Origin of the sequence: Enterococcus sp. C102(2024) (assembly GCF_040888205.1) — a bacterium.
Lineage (GTDB): Bacteria > Bacillota > Bacilli > Lactobacillales > Enterococcaceae > Enterococcus > Enterococcus faecalis.
The window spans coordinates 35,991-52,180 of sequence record NZ_JBFOHH010000006.1; the positions used below are offsets into that span (position 1 = coordinate 35,991).

At 35.3% G+C, this 16,190-nt stretch carries 23 protein-coding genes; 1 reads left to right on the forward strand and 22 read right to left on the reverse strand.

Annotated elements, in window-relative coordinates; all coding sequences use genetic code 11:
• Positions 1 to 7: 7 nt before the first annotated feature.
• The 21 genes from AB3I34_RS11440 to AB3I34_RS11540 all read right to left on the reverse strand — a co-directional run bounded on the left by AB3I34_RS11440 (position 8) and on the right by AB3I34_RS11540 (position 15,580).
• The gene (locus AB3I34_RS11440; RefSeq protein WP_010716667.1) at positions 8 to 937 is read right to left on the reverse strand and encodes a distal tail protein Dit; all 930 of its coding nucleotides are present in this window, start codon (positions 935 to 937) and stop codon (positions 8 to 10) included.
• Positions 938 to 4,345, reverse strand: a complete 3,408-nt coding sequence (locus AB3I34_RS11445) for a tape measure protein (protein ID WP_160248947.1) — start codon at positions 4,343 to 4,345, stop codon at positions 938 to 940.
• A 15-nt stretch (positions 4,346 to 4,360) separates the two neighbouring features.
• On the reverse strand, positions 4,361 to 4,588 hold the full coding sequence (locus AB3I34_RS11450; protein WP_230300167.1) for a hypothetical protein: 228 nt from the start codon (positions 4,586 to 4,588) through the stop codon (positions 4,361 to 4,363).
• Positions 4,589 to 4,710: 122 nt separating this feature from the next.
• Positions 4,711 to 5,061, reverse strand: coding sequence for a tail assembly chaperone (locus tag AB3I34_RS11455; protein ID WP_002389853.1), 351 nt, complete (start codon positions 5,059 to 5,061; stop codon positions 4,711 to 4,713).
• Between the two features lie 55 nt (positions 5,062 to 5,116).
• Complete coding sequence (locus tag AB3I34_RS11460; RefSeq protein ID WP_160248948.1) at positions 5,117 to 5,575, reverse strand: phage tail protein; 459 nt, start codon at positions 5,573 to 5,575, stop codon at positions 5,117 to 5,119.
• Between the two features lie 77 nt (positions 5,576 to 5,652).
• The gene (locus tag AB3I34_RS11465; RefSeq protein WP_160248949.1) at positions 5,653 to 6,183 is read right to left on the reverse strand and encodes a phage major tail protein, TP901-1 family; all 531 of its coding nucleotides are present in this window, start codon (positions 6,181 to 6,183) and stop codon (positions 5,653 to 5,655) included.
• Between the two features lie 15 nt (positions 6,184 to 6,198).
• Positions 6,199 to 6,588 carry a phage capsid protein gene (locus tag AB3I34_RS11470; RefSeq protein ID WP_160248950.1) on the reverse strand — a complete coding sequence of 130 codons (390 nt, stop codon included), beginning with the start codon at positions 6,586 to 6,588 and terminating at the stop codon, positions 6,199 to 6,201.
• Positions 6,585 to 6,965, reverse strand: coding sequence for an HK97-gp10 family putative phage morphogenesis protein (locus AB3I34_RS11475; RefSeq protein WP_160248951.1), 381 nt, complete (start codon positions 6,963 to 6,965; stop codon positions 6,585 to 6,587). The genes AB3I34_RS11470 and AB3I34_RS11475 overlap by 4 nt, the downstream gene beginning before the upstream one ends.
• The gene (locus AB3I34_RS11480; RefSeq protein ID WP_160248952.1) at positions 6,940 to 7,275 is read right to left on the reverse strand and encodes a hypothetical protein; all 336 of its coding nucleotides are present in this window, start codon (positions 7,273 to 7,275) and stop codon (positions 6,940 to 6,942) included. Before AB3I34_RS11480 ends, AB3I34_RS11475 begins: the two co-directional genes overlap by 26 nt.
• Positions 7,272 to 7,604 (reverse strand): phage head-tail connector protein, encoded by a 333-nt coding sequence (locus AB3I34_RS11485; RefSeq protein WP_002373068.1) that lies wholly within the window; start codon positions 7,602 to 7,604, stop codon positions 7,272 to 7,274. The genes AB3I34_RS11480 and AB3I34_RS11485 overlap by 4 nt, the downstream gene beginning before the upstream one ends.
• Before the next feature lie 73 nt (positions 7,605 to 7,677).
• On the reverse strand, positions 7,678 to 8,610 hold the full coding sequence (locus AB3I34_RS11490) for a phage major capsid protein (protein ID WP_160248953.1): 933 nt from the start codon (positions 8,608 to 8,610) through the stop codon (positions 7,678 to 7,680).
• A 12-nt stretch (positions 8,611 to 8,622) separates the two neighbouring features.
• The gene (locus tag AB3I34_RS11495) at positions 8,623 to 9,222 is read right to left on the reverse strand and encodes a DUF4355 domain-containing protein (RefSeq protein ID WP_002402382.1); all 600 of its coding nucleotides are present in this window, start codon (positions 9,220 to 9,222) and stop codon (positions 8,623 to 8,625) included.
• 194 nt (positions 9,223 to 9,416) lie between these two features.
• On the reverse strand, positions 9,417 to 9,638 hold the full coding sequence (locus tag AB3I34_RS11500) for a hypothetical protein (protein ID WP_002373063.1): 222 nt from the start codon (positions 9,636 to 9,638) through the stop codon (positions 9,417 to 9,419).
• On the reverse strand, positions 9,635 to 9,904 hold the full coding sequence (locus tag AB3I34_RS11505; protein WP_002381653.1) for a hypothetical protein: 270 nt from the start codon (positions 9,902 to 9,904) through the stop codon (positions 9,635 to 9,637). The genes AB3I34_RS11500 and AB3I34_RS11505 overlap by 4 nt, the downstream gene beginning before the upstream one ends.
• A complete protein-coding gene (locus AB3I34_RS11510) occupies positions 9,905 to 10,843 on the reverse strand; it encodes a minor capsid protein (RefSeq protein WP_226013802.1) in 939 nt (312 codons plus the stop codon).
• Positions 10,844 to 10,847: 4 nt separating this feature from the next.
• A complete protein-coding gene (locus tag AB3I34_RS11515) occupies positions 10,848 to 12,386 on the reverse strand; it encodes a phage portal protein (RefSeq protein ID WP_160248955.1) in 1,539 nt (512 codons plus the stop codon).
• 13 nt (positions 12,387 to 12,399) lie between these two features.
• Positions 12,400 to 13,794: a terminase family protein gene (locus tag AB3I34_RS11520; protein WP_160248956.1), complete on the reverse strand. Its 1,395-nt coding sequence runs from the start codon at positions 13,792 to 13,794 to the stop codon at positions 12,400 to 12,402.
• Positions 13,781 to 14,326, reverse strand: coding sequence for a terminase small subunit (locus AB3I34_RS11525; protein ID WP_160248957.1), 546 nt, complete (start codon positions 14,324 to 14,326; stop codon positions 13,781 to 13,783). The genes AB3I34_RS11520 and AB3I34_RS11525 overlap by 14 nt, the downstream gene beginning before the upstream one ends.
• 102 nt (positions 14,327 to 14,428) lie before the next feature.
• Entirely contained in the window at positions 14,429 to 14,962 is a 534-nt protein-coding gene (locus tag AB3I34_RS11530) for a hypothetical protein (protein WP_002402375.1), read from the reverse strand.
• Positions 14,955 to 15,188, reverse strand: a complete 234-nt coding sequence (locus AB3I34_RS11535) for a hypothetical protein (protein ID WP_002407392.1) — start codon at positions 15,186 to 15,188, stop codon at positions 14,955 to 14,957. Before AB3I34_RS11535 ends, AB3I34_RS11530 begins: the two co-directional genes overlap by 8 nt.
• Complete coding sequence (locus AB3I34_RS11540) at positions 15,185 to 15,580, reverse strand: RusA family crossover junction endodeoxyribonuclease (protein ID WP_010711143.1); 396 nt, start codon at positions 15,578 to 15,580, stop codon at positions 15,185 to 15,187. The genes AB3I34_RS11535 and AB3I34_RS11540 overlap by 4 nt, the downstream gene beginning before the upstream one ends.
• Positions 15,581 to 15,634: 54 nt before the next feature.
• Here AB3I34_RS11540 and AB3I34_RS11545 point away from each other — a divergent pair, with 54 nt between their 5' ends.
• Positions 15,635 to 15,904, forward strand: a complete 270-nt coding sequence (locus AB3I34_RS11545; protein ID WP_160248958.1) for a hypothetical protein — start codon at positions 15,635 to 15,637, stop codon at positions 15,902 to 15,904.
• A 19-nt stretch (positions 15,905 to 15,923) separates the two neighbouring features.
• Here the strand turns inward: AB3I34_RS11545 and AB3I34_RS11550 are convergent, their stop codons facing one another.
• Positions 15,924 to 16,151, reverse strand: a complete 228-nt coding sequence (locus AB3I34_RS11550; protein WP_160248959.1) for a hypothetical protein — start codon at positions 16,149 to 16,151, stop codon at positions 15,924 to 15,926.
• Positions 16,152 to 16,190 lie beyond the last annotated feature (39 nt).

The window sequence follows — 16,190 nt, forward strand, 5'->3', positions numbered from 1 at the left end:
ACACCTCCTATAAGAAACGATTTGGATATCGAATAGTTAGATTAAAAGTACTATCTTTCGCTTGGATGTATAGTGGCTCATTTGGATAAATATAAAAATCGTTCATAGGACGAATCATTGGCTTCCCATTTTTCGTAATATTAAACTGTTCTGTATCGATTACTATTTCTGACTTATCAAAATCACCGATATCAATAGTATCGCTTCTAGTTTTTATCCACACACCTCTACCAGTACCTTTTATAGTAATAATCGGTTTTACTTTTAACCCTTCGACAGTTGGATATATTTCAATAGGCTTCACTTCTTGACCATTATCTCCCATTAGATAGGAACGGTTTTGAAAAGTAATCATGGTAGAACCCCAATAAGCCCCACCTTCGATAACAATAGGTAAGTCAACAGCCCCTGATCCAGTATTACCCATAAGATAGTTAGCCTGAAACGTTATTTCTGTAGAACCCCACATAACACTAGTAGCATCGCTTCGAGTATATTTATATGGATTATTCAACAAGATTGTAAATGTACCAACGACACGATTCAATCCTTCAGGAACTGCATCAATGTCTGACTTGCTACCTGACCAAAGCATTTCTGGTTCATCATTAAACCAAATCTGTACATCTTTTTCTGTGAACAAAGCAACATTTAGTCTATTAAAAGAATCCCTAAAAGCTTCGTTAGAGTTAGCCTCAACTTTGAATTTAACCGTTAATTCTCTTTCTGGAATACGAGCATAAACATGTCGCATTCCATCACGAATTCCCAACTGGTAGCTTTGTATTTCAGTGGGAGCTAACTCTCTTCCAACAACAGATAATGTTCTATAACCTGGAACTAAATCTTCTAAAAAGGAACCATTAAAATTCATGGCTTCCGAAGGCAAAGAGGCTTTTGTTTGTTGTTCATTTACATCAATAAAGTTGTATAACATTTAGCGCCTCCTTCCTAAAGAAACATTCTTTTTATCTTGTTGATTCTGTAATTCTTTACTCATTGGTTTAGCAATAACCCTTGCAACCTCTGAACTATCGAAAATAACAGGTACCTCTACAGTGAATTTTGAAGATACATCTCCAGCAAATGCTAAGCTTTGTGATCCTCCACTAAATGACAGATTTGAATTTAAATTATCCAGCGCTGGCATGGCTACCTTTTTACTTAGTCGTTGCATAGATTTTTCCACAAAGTTTGAATATTTATCAATACCAACCGCTACTCCTGCTGGAATCATTTTACCTACTTCATCACGCATTACACGTGATGGAGAATGAATATCCATAGCACTTTTCATTGTACTTACAATTTGATCTGCCACACCTCTTGCTGCAGCTAAAGCACTATTAGCATTGGCATTAATGCCATTAGTCAATCCATCAATTGCATTTGCACCAATAGAATTCATTTCTGATGGCAACTTATCCATTGCAGAAATGATTTTATCGACAATAGATTCAACAGCTCTTACTGGATTCATTGCGTTTTGTTCGATACCGTTTGATAATCCAGAGTCAACATCTTCACCAATTGAGTGAAATACACGAGAAGGAGAGTGAGAATCTAAACCTTTTCTGGCACCAGAAACAACATCATCAATCATTTGATTAGATGTTTTCACAGGTAATTGTTTATTAGCTCCAATCCCTTTTTCTAGACCTTGAGGGATAGCTTTACCTATATCAGGGAAATTAGCCTTTTCAACTTCGCCTTTCATATCGGTTCCCATTTGTGGAACAATTCCTTTGGTCATTTCTGCTACTGCGTTTCTACCATTCTCAATTCCTGCTTTAAAGTCTTCAGTAACACTTTTACCCACACTATTAAAATCAGTGCTCTTAATCTGTGTCATTAATGTATCTTTTTGCGTTGGAATTAAGCTTGCTATCTCATCATTAACACCACTTTTACCTAACTGATAGCCTTCTTTCATCGCATTCATGGAAGCCTCGCCAGTATTACGATAAACATCATTCAAACGCTGTAATTGTTCGTCTGAAGAATTAACTAATTCTGCCGCTTGAGCAGCACCTTCAGGCCCCATTTTCCTTAGTTGCTCTAAAAGCCCTTCATCTACTCCTCGCTGTGCTAACGCAGCAATGTTAGTGCTCCATTGACTAACAGCTTCTTGGTTCTTTTGTAGGTTAGCAGCCATCTGATCAACTGAAATAGCCTGCTTTTGCTCAATAACATCAAAGGCGCTACCCACTTTTGTTTCAAGAGAAGTGTATTCAGCACGCATAGCATCCATAGTCTCTTTTGTTTTACCACTTAACGCATTGTAAGAAACCGTCTGTTCTAAAACTCCATTTGCTACAGCTTGGCTTGCACGCTGCATTGATTGTTCATGGGCGTTAGCTGTATTTATAATTTCATTCGTTAATTCCTGTTGAACGCCCTTTAACACTTGCTCTTGCTCGCCCAACTTTTCAATATTTTCACGAGCTTCTTTTGTATTCCCGCCAGATTCTTTTAATGTCTGATTCCATTTTTCTCTAGCGGCATTAATTTCCATCAGCTTCGCTTCATTATCATTTCGTTCTTTTAACATTTGATTAATGTTTTCTTGAGCTTGAGAAGCTTCATCTAAAGCATTATAGGCATCAACTTGTTGTTGAATTGTTCCGGGCATTTCAGATAAAATATTTTTTTGATCGTCATAAACTAAGTTTAAACCTGTCATTTTACCGTTCAATTCCTCAACAATTTCCACCATACGTTTTTTCTCGCTGTTGCTTAATTTTTCTTTAGCAGAGAGCATTTCCATTTCAGAAATCATAGATTGGAATTTTTCTTTAGTATTATCCAATTCAATAGCTTCATCTTTTCGTGATTGGGTATGTTCTTGATTCTTTTTAATCAAGTCATCTGTGGTTTTCATAAGGTTTTCTTGTTCTTTTTTAACTGCCTTAGTTGATTCAGTTTCCTTATTTAACCATTTCCACAAGTTTACCCCTACAGCTACTAGTCCTCCTATTGCAGCTGTTACCCAACCAATAGGGCCCATCAACAATTTCATAGCGGTACTAAAAACAGTTGTAGCTACTGTAGCTAAACTAATTGTTCCCGTCAAAACACCAACGATTGTATTTTGCGCCACTAAAAGACCAGTTTTTATTGCTATTGCTGCAGAATTGGCTTTATCGGCTGCTAAATTTAACATCCATGCTCTTCCGAGTGCTGTTGTAGATAACGTAGCCAGTTTTGATATTCCATTGTATAAACTTATTGCGGTTGTATAAGCTTTGATTGCCAATTCAGATTGTTTTATATAGCCTGTCACTTGCTGAATTACTTTCAACGCTGTAAAGGTGGCAGCAAAACTGGCAATTGTTGGTAGTAATGGTGTTAAAGCTGTACCTATCGAAGTAATAGCTTTTCCGAATAGTTTCATCAATGGGATAGTTGATTGAATCGCTGCATCAATTGCCTTAAAAGTTATATTCACTACATTTTTTAAAGAGTCCAAATTTTCGGCAATATTTTTCCCTGTCACCGCTTTGGATAATTCATCAAACGATTTAATAACTGTAGTTACACCTTTAACGGTGGCTGTTTTGATGTTTGCCCATGATGTTTTGATACCTTTTGAGTTTTTCTTGGCTAAATCCGCAAAACCACCTACGCCTTTGTCCAACTCAATCAAACGATTATTGAACTCATTAAATGTAATATCTCCTTCTTTTAAGGCATCATATAATTGGTTAACTGAGTTTACACCTTGTTCTTTGAAAGACTTAGCAACTTTATCCATCGCAATTGGCATTGTTTCTTGTAATGTTCGCCAAGACTGCATATCAACTTCACCCTTACCGAGCATTTGAATATATTGTTGCATTCCACGAGTTGCATCAGCAGTTGAAGCTCCAGAAGCAAGAAAGGCATCATTTAATGCAATAGCTGTGTCAGTTCCTTTACTCAAGCTACCAGTTGAAATTGATAGTTGTTGCGTATTTGATACGATTTCATCTAACGATGTAGGAAGCCCATCAATCCCATCACTTAACTTAGTCATTGATCTATCTACATCTTCTGTTGAGTAACCTAGAGCCTTCATAACTACAGGATATTTATTCAACGTATCAAAACGGTTAATCGCTCCTTCAACAGAATCCTTAACCATATTTACGGCCGTAGATACTAATTTTACAGCGCCCACGCCTGCCCCAATGCTAAGAATTGACTTACCCAATTGATTCCCTTTAGTGGTGCTTTTATCCAATCCATCACCTAGTTCGCCAGATTGCTTATTTACACCAGCCATAGAGCGTTCAGCGCTACTCATTGTGCTACTAAACGTTCTATCAGTAGCAGTAAGTATTGCTTCGACTGAATATGATTCCATTATTTTCCTCCTTTCCTACTTATTTGCTTTTCTTAATAAATCAATTGCTCCTATATCAACTTTTTCATCAATTAATGATTTACCCAAAATAAGCTTCTCTCGTTCTTCATAATTGAAAAACTTATTGAATTCCTTATAATAAGGTTCAGATTTTTTACCTTTAGTCGCCTTAATTTGGTTATTTAGCCAAGATTGAAGATAGAGGTCTCTTTCATGGTCAAGTCTTTTTAACTGAAACGCCAATAGCCTAACTTCATATTCATACAAAGTCATTCGTTCGATTTCTGATAAATCAGTAATTTCTAGGTAACGAAAACAATTAATAAGAATATTTTCATAAGCTTCAGCTGAGGTTAGTTCCTCTCTTACTTGTTCTCCATCAGAGCTTTCTTGAAATTTCTGACCGTTAACTTTCCCGCATTGCTTTCTTCTAAGTTTTTCAACGTTTCATCAAATAACGCCTCAATATCATCAACAGTTTCAACAAACTCATCTACTTCATCCTTAGAAGGTCTACTTTTTTCCGTAATGGTAGCTGTGTAAAGTACATCAGATAGAACAACGATATTTCCACTTACTAGCTGCGGTAATAATGTTGTTAGTCCCATACCAAGATTCACATCATTACGAACTACCCCATGCTGCTTATCCAATTCACGAATAAACTTGACTCCAAAAATACAGTTATATTTTTTTCCTTTAATTTCGATTTGCATGTCTTTTCCTCCATAAGAAAAGGACAGCCGCTAAGCTGCCCTCTAAATTTATATTTTAAGCTTGATTATTCAATGTTAAGGTGTGTTGAGCTGTTTTCTTACCATCCTCTGTTGTTCCTGTTGTGGTATAAACACCAGCCGGTACCGCTTCTGTCCAAGTAATATTTCCTGTTTCAGAGACAGCAAGACCTTCTGTTTCAGGCGTAATCTTATAGGTTACTTTTTTGTTGGTTGCATTTTCAGGCAAGACAGTTGCTGTGATTTGTCGGCTACCTGCAGTACCCGCATCTGCTGTTGACGTTTTAGGAGAAAACTCTAAGCCAGTTACAGCAATAGACAATGTTTTAAAAGCTGGAATATCTACTCGCTCTGATTCTTTCCCATTAACAACACGAGTTACTTGGTACTCACCAGCCGGCACTGAGGTGTTAGGTTCCATTCCTGTTATAGTTAAAGGTGATGTGCCGGAAACAACTTCGGTTTGGCCTTTATAAATTTTAAAAGTATCCACCATATTTATTTTCCTTTCTTAGCTTAATTCAATAGAAGCCCCATCGACTGTAGGAGTTACACTTCCAACAACAGGGCTATCTACTTTCCCGGATCATCTGTTTCAATAGTCGTATCTTTGAAGATGTATTGAACTACTTCTTCTTGATCAGCAGTTAATGTTGCAAATCCTTTTGCACCTTTACCATTGATACCAAATTCTAATGAAACTTCTACAGTGTCTTCAGCATTAGGTGATTTACCAAATGATGTTAAATATCCTTGGTAATAGGTTGCCTTGTACTTGTCAGCATTATCTCCTGTACCTTTTTCTGCTTTGTTGATTTCCCAGATTTCAATAATATCGTCATTGTCTAAAGCTTCTTCTAGCTGGTCAACATACGGATCACCGACTGATAAAATAGATGTTGCCGAAAAATCAATTTCCAATGACCCTGGGATACGAATCGGACCATCTTTAGTGGCTACGGAGTCGCTATCTTTTGTTTTTGTATTTTCATGCTCTGTCTGGAAAGCTAATTTCCATGCTGCTTCCTCTTTTGATTTTTTTAACACACGGAGCAGTAAAATAATATCAATACCTTTAGCTGCTACTTTTGCTTCATTAGCCATTTATATTCCTTCTCTCTATAGTATTTTGAATTCTAAAGATATCATTGCCCGCTTCAATGGTGTGTTAGTCGAAATGTCATCTACTAACCGAATACCGCTTGATTGGATATTGAGCGACCAATAATAACCTTCCGTTTCAGAAATAGATAGAGCCTCAGCAAAAATTGCTGAAGCCATATCCGATATTTGTTTACGTTTTTTTGCCAATCCCCATACAGATAGATTCAATGTAACCGAACCTTTAATATCAGTTTTGTTGGCTTGTTGCAGTGTCTGAGTATCTTCTAATTCGACAAATGGATAACCTACATCATTCATAGGTTTATAATCGTAGGTTTCATAGCCCAGTGATTGACACTTCTTATACACTTCATCGAAGATTGATTGATCTCTTGTTTTAATCATTTCATCAACCTTTCCAAATCCGTTCTAAATTTCACTTTTTGTTGTTTCAGCGGTGGTAAAAAGAAATCACGTTTCACCATGAATCTTGTTCCATGTATTAAGTATGGTGCGTATTCTGTTCCTGGTCCTGTATGCCCAGAAAAACCATTGTTCGAAAGCCTCATAACGATACTTCTTTTTGTTGCCCCAGTAGGTTTAACAAATTTTTTACCTTCCCAGTGTCCAGTTAACACTTTTCCGGCTTCAGCTTGCATATTGGCGGTTAATTCTGCTGTGTTATTTCTAACAACTTTTTTCACATCATCAAGTTGAGCATTTCTCTTTAGTTTTTTAGAAATTCCAGCTAGTCCATTAATTCTCACTTGATTTCTTGCCATCAATAATCACTTCCTGAACAAGCAAACTATTTCTTAATGCAGGAACTCTACTTGTAATAACTTCCCAAGTTTTACCCTCAAACTCAATGTAATCAAATTCTGGAATAACAAAAAGGGGCTGTGTCCTAATGACCTTAGCCCCTTCTTTAATGCTTCCGAAAATAGTAATAGAACGATCTGTACCAATATCAGTTACATTGACATCAGCAGTTTTTCTAAACGGTTCTTCTTCAATCCATTCACCTGAATTTGGATCATAATGCGATTCTGAAGATTTTTTTACAAAGGTAATTTCATCTAAATATCTCATGAAAATGTAAACCTCCCACGTTTAGGCTTATAAAGTTCTTCTATTTCCTTATTCTTATACTCTTCAATCTCATCTTGATATTCAGAAAAATCAGAGTCTGGAAATGCCATAGATAAACCTTCTTGAGAATAAGATTGCATTCCTTCTTGGCCAATACGATTAAATCGTTTTAAAGTGACTTCATATACAACTGAATCAAAACTTTTTGGTAACTCAGTGACATTCAATATATTTTGAAGCCGATCTTTTGTACGTCTTTCAATGATTTCTAATTTTTCATCAAGACTGCCATTTAATAATTTTTTTACATCATTTGCTATCTCTGACATCAAAACACCACCTAAGTTAGTTCGATTGTCGCCCCATTTGTTGTCGGTGTTACTTTTCCGACAACAGGGCTAGTTACTCCCCCGCAGTTTTTGGTTGAATCTTAGCAAATGCTTCATCTTTGATGACCATGAAACCAATATCCATTGTAGCTCGTAAAGCAACCAATTCTTGTTCGTACAAGTTGACAGGCGTACCGTCTTCATTCGTTAAAGTAGATAATTGAGCTTCTTCTGAAATTTTGAAATTAATGTTAAATGGGATACCATAGCGCAAGTAATCAAAATCACCAGTATAAAGGTTTCCCTTATCCATAGATTTTAGATCTGCTACAGGTAGTCCATCAATAGTATTGCTGACACGATCATAAATAAATTGAGTTGTGTCACCAATTTTTTTACTTGCTTCACGTAACACTGTACGATTCTTACGATTAGAAATGAAAGCATTCGGATCGTATTCACCTTCTCCAAGCAAATCCTCTAATGCTAAAATGTTGTCATATGTCAAGTCGCCCTCAATTACATTACTAGCTGCAATGACAGATTTTTCAATAGATTGAGAGAATGGATTTTCTTTATCAAGGATAGTAGCCGCATCAATTTTCTTATAAAATGCTTCTGCGATTTTTGGTTGCATTTGAGTAAAGAAATCAGACATCTTATAAGTTAAATATTCCCGAGAAACTGGGATAATAACACCAATTTTTTTCGCAGTCATCGTTACGTTTAACCATTTAGGTTTAGACGTTTTAATCTTTTCGCCTTCACCAACCCAGTACGCCCCAGGACCTTCTGCAAAGTATTCGAATTTCTTTTCTTTGCCGTCCATTTCTTCATATTTAGCCAACTGCATTAACTTAGAATTTTCCATCACATCTTTTAAAATTAAAGTGTTGTACTTATCTGGAATTGTTCCATCTTTTTTCTCTAATACAGTGACGTTGTCTGGATTCCATGTTTGAGCAAACATTTGAATATCCATTTTCATTAATTGTTTTTTCTTCATTTATATTTCCTCCTATTTTACAATTCGTTTACTTGCTGCAAGAGCTGCAACTGATTCGGTTTCTTTTTTATCAGTTGAAAATTGTCCACCCTCACCTGGTGTTTTTTGACGAGCATTTTCTTTCTTAATCATTGATACATAGTTCGTAACAATAGCGACAGCTTTTTTTGTAGCTTCTGCATCATCTGAAACAATCAATCCTAGCAAATCATCGTCATGCGGCAAACTAGCCTCTGAAAGCATTTTAGAAGCTTCCTTTGACATGGAAACTAATGCTTGACTACGTTCCAATTCCGCAATTTTTGCTTCTAACTGTTTCTTTTCATGTTCAGCTTTTTCCTGAGCATTCATTTTTGCCAGTTTTTCTGCTTCTGCTTGTTTTTCTTGTTGCTCTTTTTCCCAAGCTTCTTTTGTTTTTGATACTTCAGCAGCGATCATTTTTGCTACTTCATCACGAGAAAACGTTTTTCCATTGCCTTTATCTTTACTATCATCTTCTGGTGGCGTTTGTTCTTGACCTCCGGCCGGTTGGTCCGTATCTCCAGTGCCAGTATCTGGATTATCAGCAAAGAATTGTAAATGCATTGGCAATAATAGTTTTTTTGTTTTCATGATTATCCTCCACGGTTACGCCGCTACCCGATATATTTGATAAGTTACGCCTATCAATCGAAACAGCTTTCTCTTTAGTGCCTGTAAGCAGTAAGAAGGCAATATAAAAAGCCTAACGTTTGTTAGACTCTTCTCTCTTTAAATATTCTTCATAATCAGCATCTAAGTAATCGTAAGGATCGTCATTCATAGAATCACGCCTTTCTGCCGTATTTTTCATAAACTTGTTTTATCTGATTGATATTATCCGTTTGAATTAACATTTGTTCACCATCATCAATAATAATTGAGATAAATTTCGGTTTACCTTCAAGCAATTTCTGAACTGTTTCATCATTAATGAGACAATCTATTTGCTTAAACGCACCAGTTTCATCGTCAACACCTGACCAATAAACTAAAGAATAACTTTTCAACTTGATCCCTCGACTTCTTTTCTTAATTTAGAAATTAGTCTGTTTAGCTTTTCTGTCAATTTACCTTTCTTTTTTGTGCCAAAGTTTGTTTTTCTTTGTTCATGCATTAATAACTTAATTTCGGTATTCATATACATTATTGTCGCTTTATACCCACAATTTGCACATTCAGCATAATGGTGTTCAATATCCTTCGTGATGTTTTCAGATTTTCTAACTAACGGAGTGTATTTATTGCATTGATTGCATTTATATAGATTATCCATTTACAAACCTCTTTCTTTCAGCGACTTTTCATAATCTTCACTAACTTTAGGGACAGTAGAGCATTTGCAATGGGGATGCATGTATGGAGCATTAATGCCTTTTTTCATCTTTAATACTTTATAAGGACTACCCTTAGCTACTCTTTTACATATTTCACAGGCAAATGGTTCAGCAATGTAATCATATTCTTCGATATCGGCATCCAAGTAACTTTGCTTTTGAATATCTGTTTGAATACCAGATATTTCAGTCATCATTAGCCTATTTAGCTTATATCTTATATTTAATTGATTAGGCTTTAAAAATTTAGCCATCTCTTTTGCTACTGCTCTTGGATTTTTACCTTGAGTGATTGCCTGAGTGATTATTTTTTCTAAATCAGCTTTCATTTCAACAAAATTTTGCCAAATGTTATCACTAAACGAAGGGAAGTCACTTGATTTGAATGATGCATTAACAATTTTTCTAACCTTAGACGAATAATTTTCTTTAACGGTTTCGCCTAGTATTCCCGCCTGTCTTAAATATTCATCTTTTGCGGCTTCAGTTAACTGAGAATATCCCCACTTATCTAGCTCATCAAACAACGTGATTAGTTCTAAGCCAATTTGAGACTTTAATAGCTCTAATCTAGACACTCGCATTACCAAGTTATAGATTTTCAATTCTTTATTGGCCTGTGGACTAAAGTCTTTATTTTTAACATACTCCTTCGCTTTTCTCTCAAAGCGTTTTACGTCCATCTTATTAGCCATTTTTCTTGCTTCGCTAATCGTAATCTTTTGGCCATTGGAAAATCTATCCCAGTTAGCTTCAATTTCGGTTTGAATCGCATCAATAGCATTTTGAAGCTGTTGAACAATTTCTTTTTCTCTATTGCGATCTAGCTTCATCTGTTCTTTGATCCAAGATTCTTCACGATTTTTCAAGTAGGACATTCAATCATTCCTCCTCGGTTTCCTTTTCCGATTGTTTAGCTAAAAATTTTGCCTGATTTACTTTCGTTTTGGCTACTTCTTCATCAGTAATATCTAATGGTTTATTTTCATTTTTTACACGTTCTAATTCAGCTTGAACATCATCAACAAACGAAGCTAGACCTAAAATTGTTTCTTGGCTTAACTCAGCTCCAGAGTCAATCAATGTTTTTAATTCTTCTAGAATTGCTTTCGGAAGATTAGGAGTAAAGATAATTCGCAATCCTTTTAAATCGGAGTTATCAATCTCAGAAACATTTGATTTCAGATTAAATAAAAGACGATAGCGCCGCACAAGACTTTTTTTAAATAGTCTTTGCTTTACTGCCGTCATTTGATTGAAACCAAACATTTTATACTTCATTGCTTCTCCTGATTGAACACCAGAAAAATTTGTATCTGTCAAATCTGGAATCATAGATATTTCATGTATTCCTTTCCTCACTCGTTCTTTGTATGCTTCAACGCCGTTTACATCGTATTGTTTATAGATGTAGTTAGCATTCACTGAGGTTTTGTTACCGTTGATATCTGTGCCAGATTCAAGCAAAAGCATGTTCGCTTCTTTTTGCTTAATAGCATCTTCGGTTGATAGACCCGCTGCTTCGATGTCTCCACTAATCACTAACAGCGCATCGTTTAAATCCGTCATGTAATTAGCAGTGTCAGACTGTCCAGCATCATACAAATCGATTTGAGATAAAATATCTTCATACAATCCCATTCTAAAACGATTTGGAGAGAACTCAGTTATCTGAACTTCTTTATAATCATGAGAATCCTCTTTTGGATCACTTAGTTTAATCGTAGCAAGAGTCGTTTCAGCGTAAGTAATGATTTTGTCTTTTGTGTAAATTATCGGTTGAATATACTGTTTGTCTGCATCTATAGTAAATTTAGTTTTAGGATAACGAACAGCAAGTATTGGTCTACGCTTGACCGTTGTATCATAAACAACAAACGTTTCAAAAACATTGCATAGATCAACATAATCAACGTCATCTTCATCTCGATATATGATTTCATAAGCTCGACCGTATTTATCCATATCTAACCACAATTCTCCATTCAATCCATCAATGTCATTATCTTGATTGAAATTATCAATGGCCTCTTGGCTAGCTTTATTATTAATTTGGACTTTTAATGGATTGCCTGTATTGTATCCAACATCAAACGTTGCAAGAACTTTTCCAAAATTATGAGCAGCTCTATGGTCTGCTTTTTCTTTTTCCTTACGTCGACGATTTTTGATGATGTTTGTATTCTTTGCTTTATAATAATCATCCAAAACCTGTAGACGTGGAACTTGGTGTTCATTATGGTGCGCAATCATTTTTGCTAAAACATCAGCATTCTCCAACAATTCATCCGCAGAACTATATCTATAATGAATATTGGATTCTACGCCAAAGCTAACAAAATTTTCATTCACATCACTTGAATAGCTGATGTCCGATCCATGTTCAAATTCATTAACTTTTAGGACTTCTTCATTTTCCATTGCTTTTTCTCCTTTATAATCCTAATTGTTTGATACGCTTAATTTTTTTCTTTGTATCAGATTTCTTGTATGCGTATCCTATTTTTTCTCTTATCGGTAAAAACCCATACTGACTAGCGTTTATAGTATGGTCGTTCTTGTCTTCTGGCTGATCTCCATCATAAGCGTATGTGTTTAACTCATGTATGTGGACATTACAAGTGTCTACGACTAAGTATATAGGGGCTTTTCCATCTGAATTAATCCAACCTAACATTAAATTAATACGATCAATAATCTTCATACGCTTATCAGAACCAACAATTGTATATGCATTAGGTTTAAGTCGTTTCAACTTATTTAGTTCTGTAATAGTAGCTTGATCGGCATTATCAACATAGACCATTCGAGAAAAGCCCCACTTTTTTCTACACCTATCAAGAAATTGAATAAGATTAGCTGCTACGTCACTTGGGGAAAAAGGTATATTTTCGTCTTTATTATTTTTAACTTCTTCTTCGAGTATCACTAATTCTCCAACATCTGTGATTCCTTGAAATATAAACGAAATTGTATCATTCGATTGCGCTGAATAAGATGTATCTACGCCACAAGAAAAATGAACATAGTTCTTACTCATCGCTTTCTGTTCTGTAATCACGTTATTTTTGTATTCGAAATTAGAGAACACAAGGCCTTCCGCTCGACCTCTAATACCTAGAATTTTATTTTTATATAATTTAGTTCCTGTCGGTACAGCAGATATTATTTTCTGTTTCTTTTTTTCAGTTAATCCATAATTATGAGAAAAACCAAAAAACCAGTGAACCCATCCTGCTTTGGGAGACTGGTTCAACTGATCATTAATCTCTCTAGGTGCATCATTTTCATACTCAGGTAATGGCCTAGAATGGTTTATGTACTCATGATAAATTGGTAATTCAGGATCATCTGGATTTAGAGTGGCCATTACATAATCGGCACGCATAAAAATTTCTCGCACATATTCCATGTCTGCGATATTTATTTCATCAATGTACAAACAACCATATTGGCCACCAAGAACCTTTTTCCAACGAGCTTTATTGTCATAACCAAGAACATAGATTATTTTTTCACCGTTAGATGTTTTATATTTTAAATGTGGTAAACTATGATCTTTATTCCCTTTGGAATGGTAGGTTACCAGATCTCCAAATATATCTATAATTCCCAATTCGGATTGTATAATATTTTTTTCGATTGTACCTAAATCTAAACCGCTAATGATGTGCAGTTTCCTATCTGATTCAGCAACTTTAAAAAGAAATTTTACAGCACCTACAGTGGTCTTCCCGGCTGCTGTGGTCCCCTCGAGAAATTCAACATCTGTGTCATATTTCAGAAATCTTTTATACTTAGGTGACAAAACCAACTCAGTCATCTTCATCACCTAATTGCTGTAAGATACTATCAAGTTTATCTGTTCTTACAGTCGCTGAAATCTCCTGTTTATCAGTGAACAGCGCATGACGTTTGCCCAATAGTTCAGCAGCCTTTAGCCTTTCTTTGGCTCCAACATCAATATCAGTTAATCCTTGAGCCCCTTCGCCCAGACCGATTAAGGTTTGCTCTTTTTGAGATCCACGCATTACAGAAGTGAGATATTGCAGAACTTCAGTTCCTGATGCTATAGATAATTCTATCGATCTTTGATCATAAGCATTTTTCAATTCTTCAATAACAGGAGGGATGTGTTCATACTTTTTCATTCCTGTTAATAAGTTAGAAGCAATAGTTCCTGCCGTTTTAGCGCTATACCCTGCTTTTTTTGCAGCCTCTGTTCCATTGATAAAACCATTTGAAACATATGCTAACACGAATTCTTTTTGCTTATTTCGAGTGGATGGCCACTCGCTCATAAGATCTGATGCTAAATCAGCTATTTCATTAATCAACTGGCTTTGCTTTGATTCAGCCATGATATTCACCTTCTTTCAACGCAAAAAGACACCTCGAAAGAGATGTCTTTGTTTTTCGTATTTATTTCACGCTACCATAGTAACATCTTAAATAGGGCATGTTCAAGACAACTTTAAGACATTTGCTAAATCATCCAAGCTATCGATTCCATACAAGAATATAGATAACTCATCCGTCGCTTTCTTGATATCTCGATCAACCGTTCGAAAATCGATAGCATAATAAGAGGCCATCTCTGATTTAGATTTTCTGAAATTACCATCTTCTATATAAACTGATTTTATAATATCGAATCTTCTCTCCGCTGCATCGCCATTACTTCTGCAATAATTATTGTAGGACGAAAACATTAAATCAAAATAATCAAGCATTTCTTTTGTCCGAGCTTTATATTTCATTAATGTATCTAAGTTTAAAGCTTCTGAATCAAATACGCTTATTTCGTAATCTTGAATAGTCGGAACAATGCTATCGCAATGTTTTTTTAACATACGATAATTTTTCAATAGTAAATTTGTATTTCTTAATTTCCAGTCTCTTTTTTCTCTTTTTGTTTCTTTCTTTTTCTTTTCTTGAATTTCAAGAACTTTAGCTGTGATAATCTCAATTTGATGCTTGCTTAGTCCTTCAGCCATTGGCATTACCTCCCACAACCTGTTTATAACTATCTTCTTGAATTTTGATCAATACCGTTAAAAATGCTAATACAACTGGATGATTGTTATAGCGATTTCCTAATTCTCCGATTGACTGTATTAACCAATCCCAATATTTATCTGAAGTGATTGGATACTTTTTAGATATATGGTTAGAATCAGCCATCCATTGTTGAATATCTATAAATACATTGGACCAATTCATTCAATCGCCTCCACTTTGATATAAATCCCTGGAACATCTGCCCAAAACTTTTCAGTGATTAAACTGACAACATAGCTGTCATCTTTCCAGAAATTCAATTTTGTCATACAGTCTTGCAACAGCTTATTACTATTATCTAAGTCGGGTTTTGTATATTTGTACTCACCATTACTATGATTGCCCACAACCGGGAAACACCACTTCACCATCATCCGAACAGGCACCTCAAATTTTTCGTTCGGTACATGTTTCGATAAGTGGGCCATCAACTTAGCACGTGCCTTTTTCAAATCGTCTGGCTCATAAAATACTGGCTTGTTTTTCACCACATGGACTTTCTTCTGCTGATGGGTAGTTTCTGGCGGAATTATATTTAGAAAAAATTCAATCATAATATCATCCTATTCTGCAATTTGATATACTCCTTTTAAAGGAGGTGAATTATTATGCCAGAAATCAAGGTAACATTCGCTGATGGTTCTACTGAAGTATTCCACGAAGACCAAACGTTTACTTCAATTGTAAAATTAAAAGATAAAGATAATGATGTTTTTTATCCATCTTTATCAGCTAATTACTCATTATGGAGACACCATCACAACCATTTGACTCCTAGCTTTGTTGAGTTATTGGCTAACTCTGAGTATTTTTATGATATGGAGAAACCTGATATCATATATTCTTCAAACTCTATTGTTAAATTTGAACTTTTATAATCTATCTGACACAGTTAGTTTAGCAACTAATTGTGTCAATTTCTTTTTCAAACAATTCTATGCTTCTTAATACAACTTCAATATAAATCGCATCATTATTTTCCCACTTTGCACCTTTCAATCTTTTGTTGAGTTCAACTTTAACTTCCCCAAAGTTATCACATTCATTTTTTATATCATTCAACATGCTTTTCGCAGCTTCATCTACCTGCTTGTGTATAATTTCAAGCTTTTCATTCTCAACCATAATAATCCTCATTTCTTGTTATTTTATTTTGGTATAGTC

What these genes read in the sequence shown, in the direction of transcription:
- AB3I34_RS11440 (WP_010716667.1), bottom strand. Translation starts at nt 937, where the DNA reads ATGTTATACAACTTTATTGATGTAAATGAACAACAAACAAAAGCCTCT.
- AB3I34_RS11445 (WP_160248947.1), bottom strand. Translation starts at nt 4,345, where the DNA reads ATGGAATCATATTCAGTCGAAGCAATACTTACTGCTACTGATAGAACG.
- AB3I34_RS11455 (WP_002389853.1), bottom strand. Translation starts at nt 5,061, where the DNA reads ATGCAAATCGAAATTAAAGGAAAAAAATATAACTGTATTTTTGGAGTC.
- AB3I34_RS11460 (WP_160248948.1), bottom strand. Translation starts at nt 5,575, where the DNA reads ATGGTGGATACTTTTAAAATTTATAAAGGCCAAACCGAAGTTGTTTCC.
- AB3I34_RS11465 (WP_160248949.1), bottom strand. Translation starts at nt 6,183, where the DNA reads ATGGCTAATGAAGCAAAAGTAGCAGCTAAAGGTATTGATATTATTTTA.
- AB3I34_RS11470 (WP_160248950.1), bottom strand. Translation starts at nt 6,588, where the DNA reads ATGATTAAAACAAGAGATCAATCAATCTTCGATGAAGTGTATAAGAAG.
- AB3I34_RS11475 (WP_160248951.1), bottom strand. Translation starts at nt 6,965, where the DNA reads ATGGCAAGAAATCAAGTGAGAATTAATGGACTAGCTGGAATTTCTAAA.
- AB3I34_RS11480 (WP_160248952.1), bottom strand. Translation starts at nt 7,275, where the DNA reads ATGAGATATTTAGATGAAATTACCTTTGTAAAAAAATCTTCAGAATCG.
- AB3I34_RS11485 (WP_002373068.1), bottom strand. Translation starts at nt 7,604, where the DNA reads ATGTCAGAGATAGCAAATGATGTAAAAAAATTATTAAATGGCAGTCTT.
- AB3I34_RS11490 (WP_160248953.1), bottom strand. Translation starts at nt 8,610, where the DNA reads ATGAAGAAAAAACAATTAATGAAAATGGATATTCAAATGTTTGCTCAA.
- AB3I34_RS11495 (WP_002402382.1), bottom strand. Translation starts at nt 9,222, where the DNA reads ATGAAAACAAAAAAACTATTATTGCCAATGCATTTACAATTCTTTGCT.
- AB3I34_RS11505 (WP_002381653.1), bottom strand. Translation starts at nt 9,904, where the DNA reads ATGGATAATCTATATAAATGCAATCAATGCAATAAATACACTCCGTTA.
- AB3I34_RS11510 (WP_226013802.1), bottom strand. Translation starts at nt 10,843, where the DNA reads ATGTCCTACTTGAAAAATCGTGAAGAATCTTGGATCAAAGAACAGATG.
- AB3I34_RS11515 (WP_160248955.1), bottom strand. Translation starts at nt 12,386, where the DNA reads ATGGAAAATGAAGAAGTCCTAAAAGTTAATGAATTTGAACATGGATCG.
- AB3I34_RS11520 (WP_160248956.1), bottom strand. Translation starts at nt 13,794, where the DNA reads ATGAAGATGACTGAGTTGGTTTTGTCACCTAAGTATAAAAGATTTCTG.
- AB3I34_RS11525 (WP_160248957.1), bottom strand. Translation starts at nt 14,326, where the DNA reads ATGGCTGAATCAAAGCAAAGCCAGTTGATTAATGAAATAGCTGATTTA.
- AB3I34_RS11530 (WP_002402375.1), bottom strand. Translation starts at nt 14,962, where the DNA reads ATGGCTGAAGGACTAAGCAAGCATCAAATTGAGATTATCACAGCTAAA.
- AB3I34_RS11535 (WP_002407392.1), bottom strand. Translation starts at nt 15,188, where the DNA reads ATGAATTGGTCCAATGTATTTATAGATATTCAACAATGGATGGCTGAT.
- AB3I34_RS11540 (WP_010711143.1), bottom strand. Translation starts at nt 15,580, where the DNA reads ATGATTGAATTTTTTCTAAATATAATTCCGCCAGAAACTACCCATCAG.
- AB3I34_RS11545 (WP_160248958.1), top strand. Translation starts at nt 15,635, where the DNA reads ATGCCAGAAATCAAGGTAACATTCGCTGATGGTTCTACTGAAGTATTC.
- AB3I34_RS11550 (WP_160248959.1), bottom strand. Translation starts at nt 16,151, where the DNA reads ATGGTTGAGAATGAAAAGCTTGAAATTATACACAAGCAGGTAGATGAA.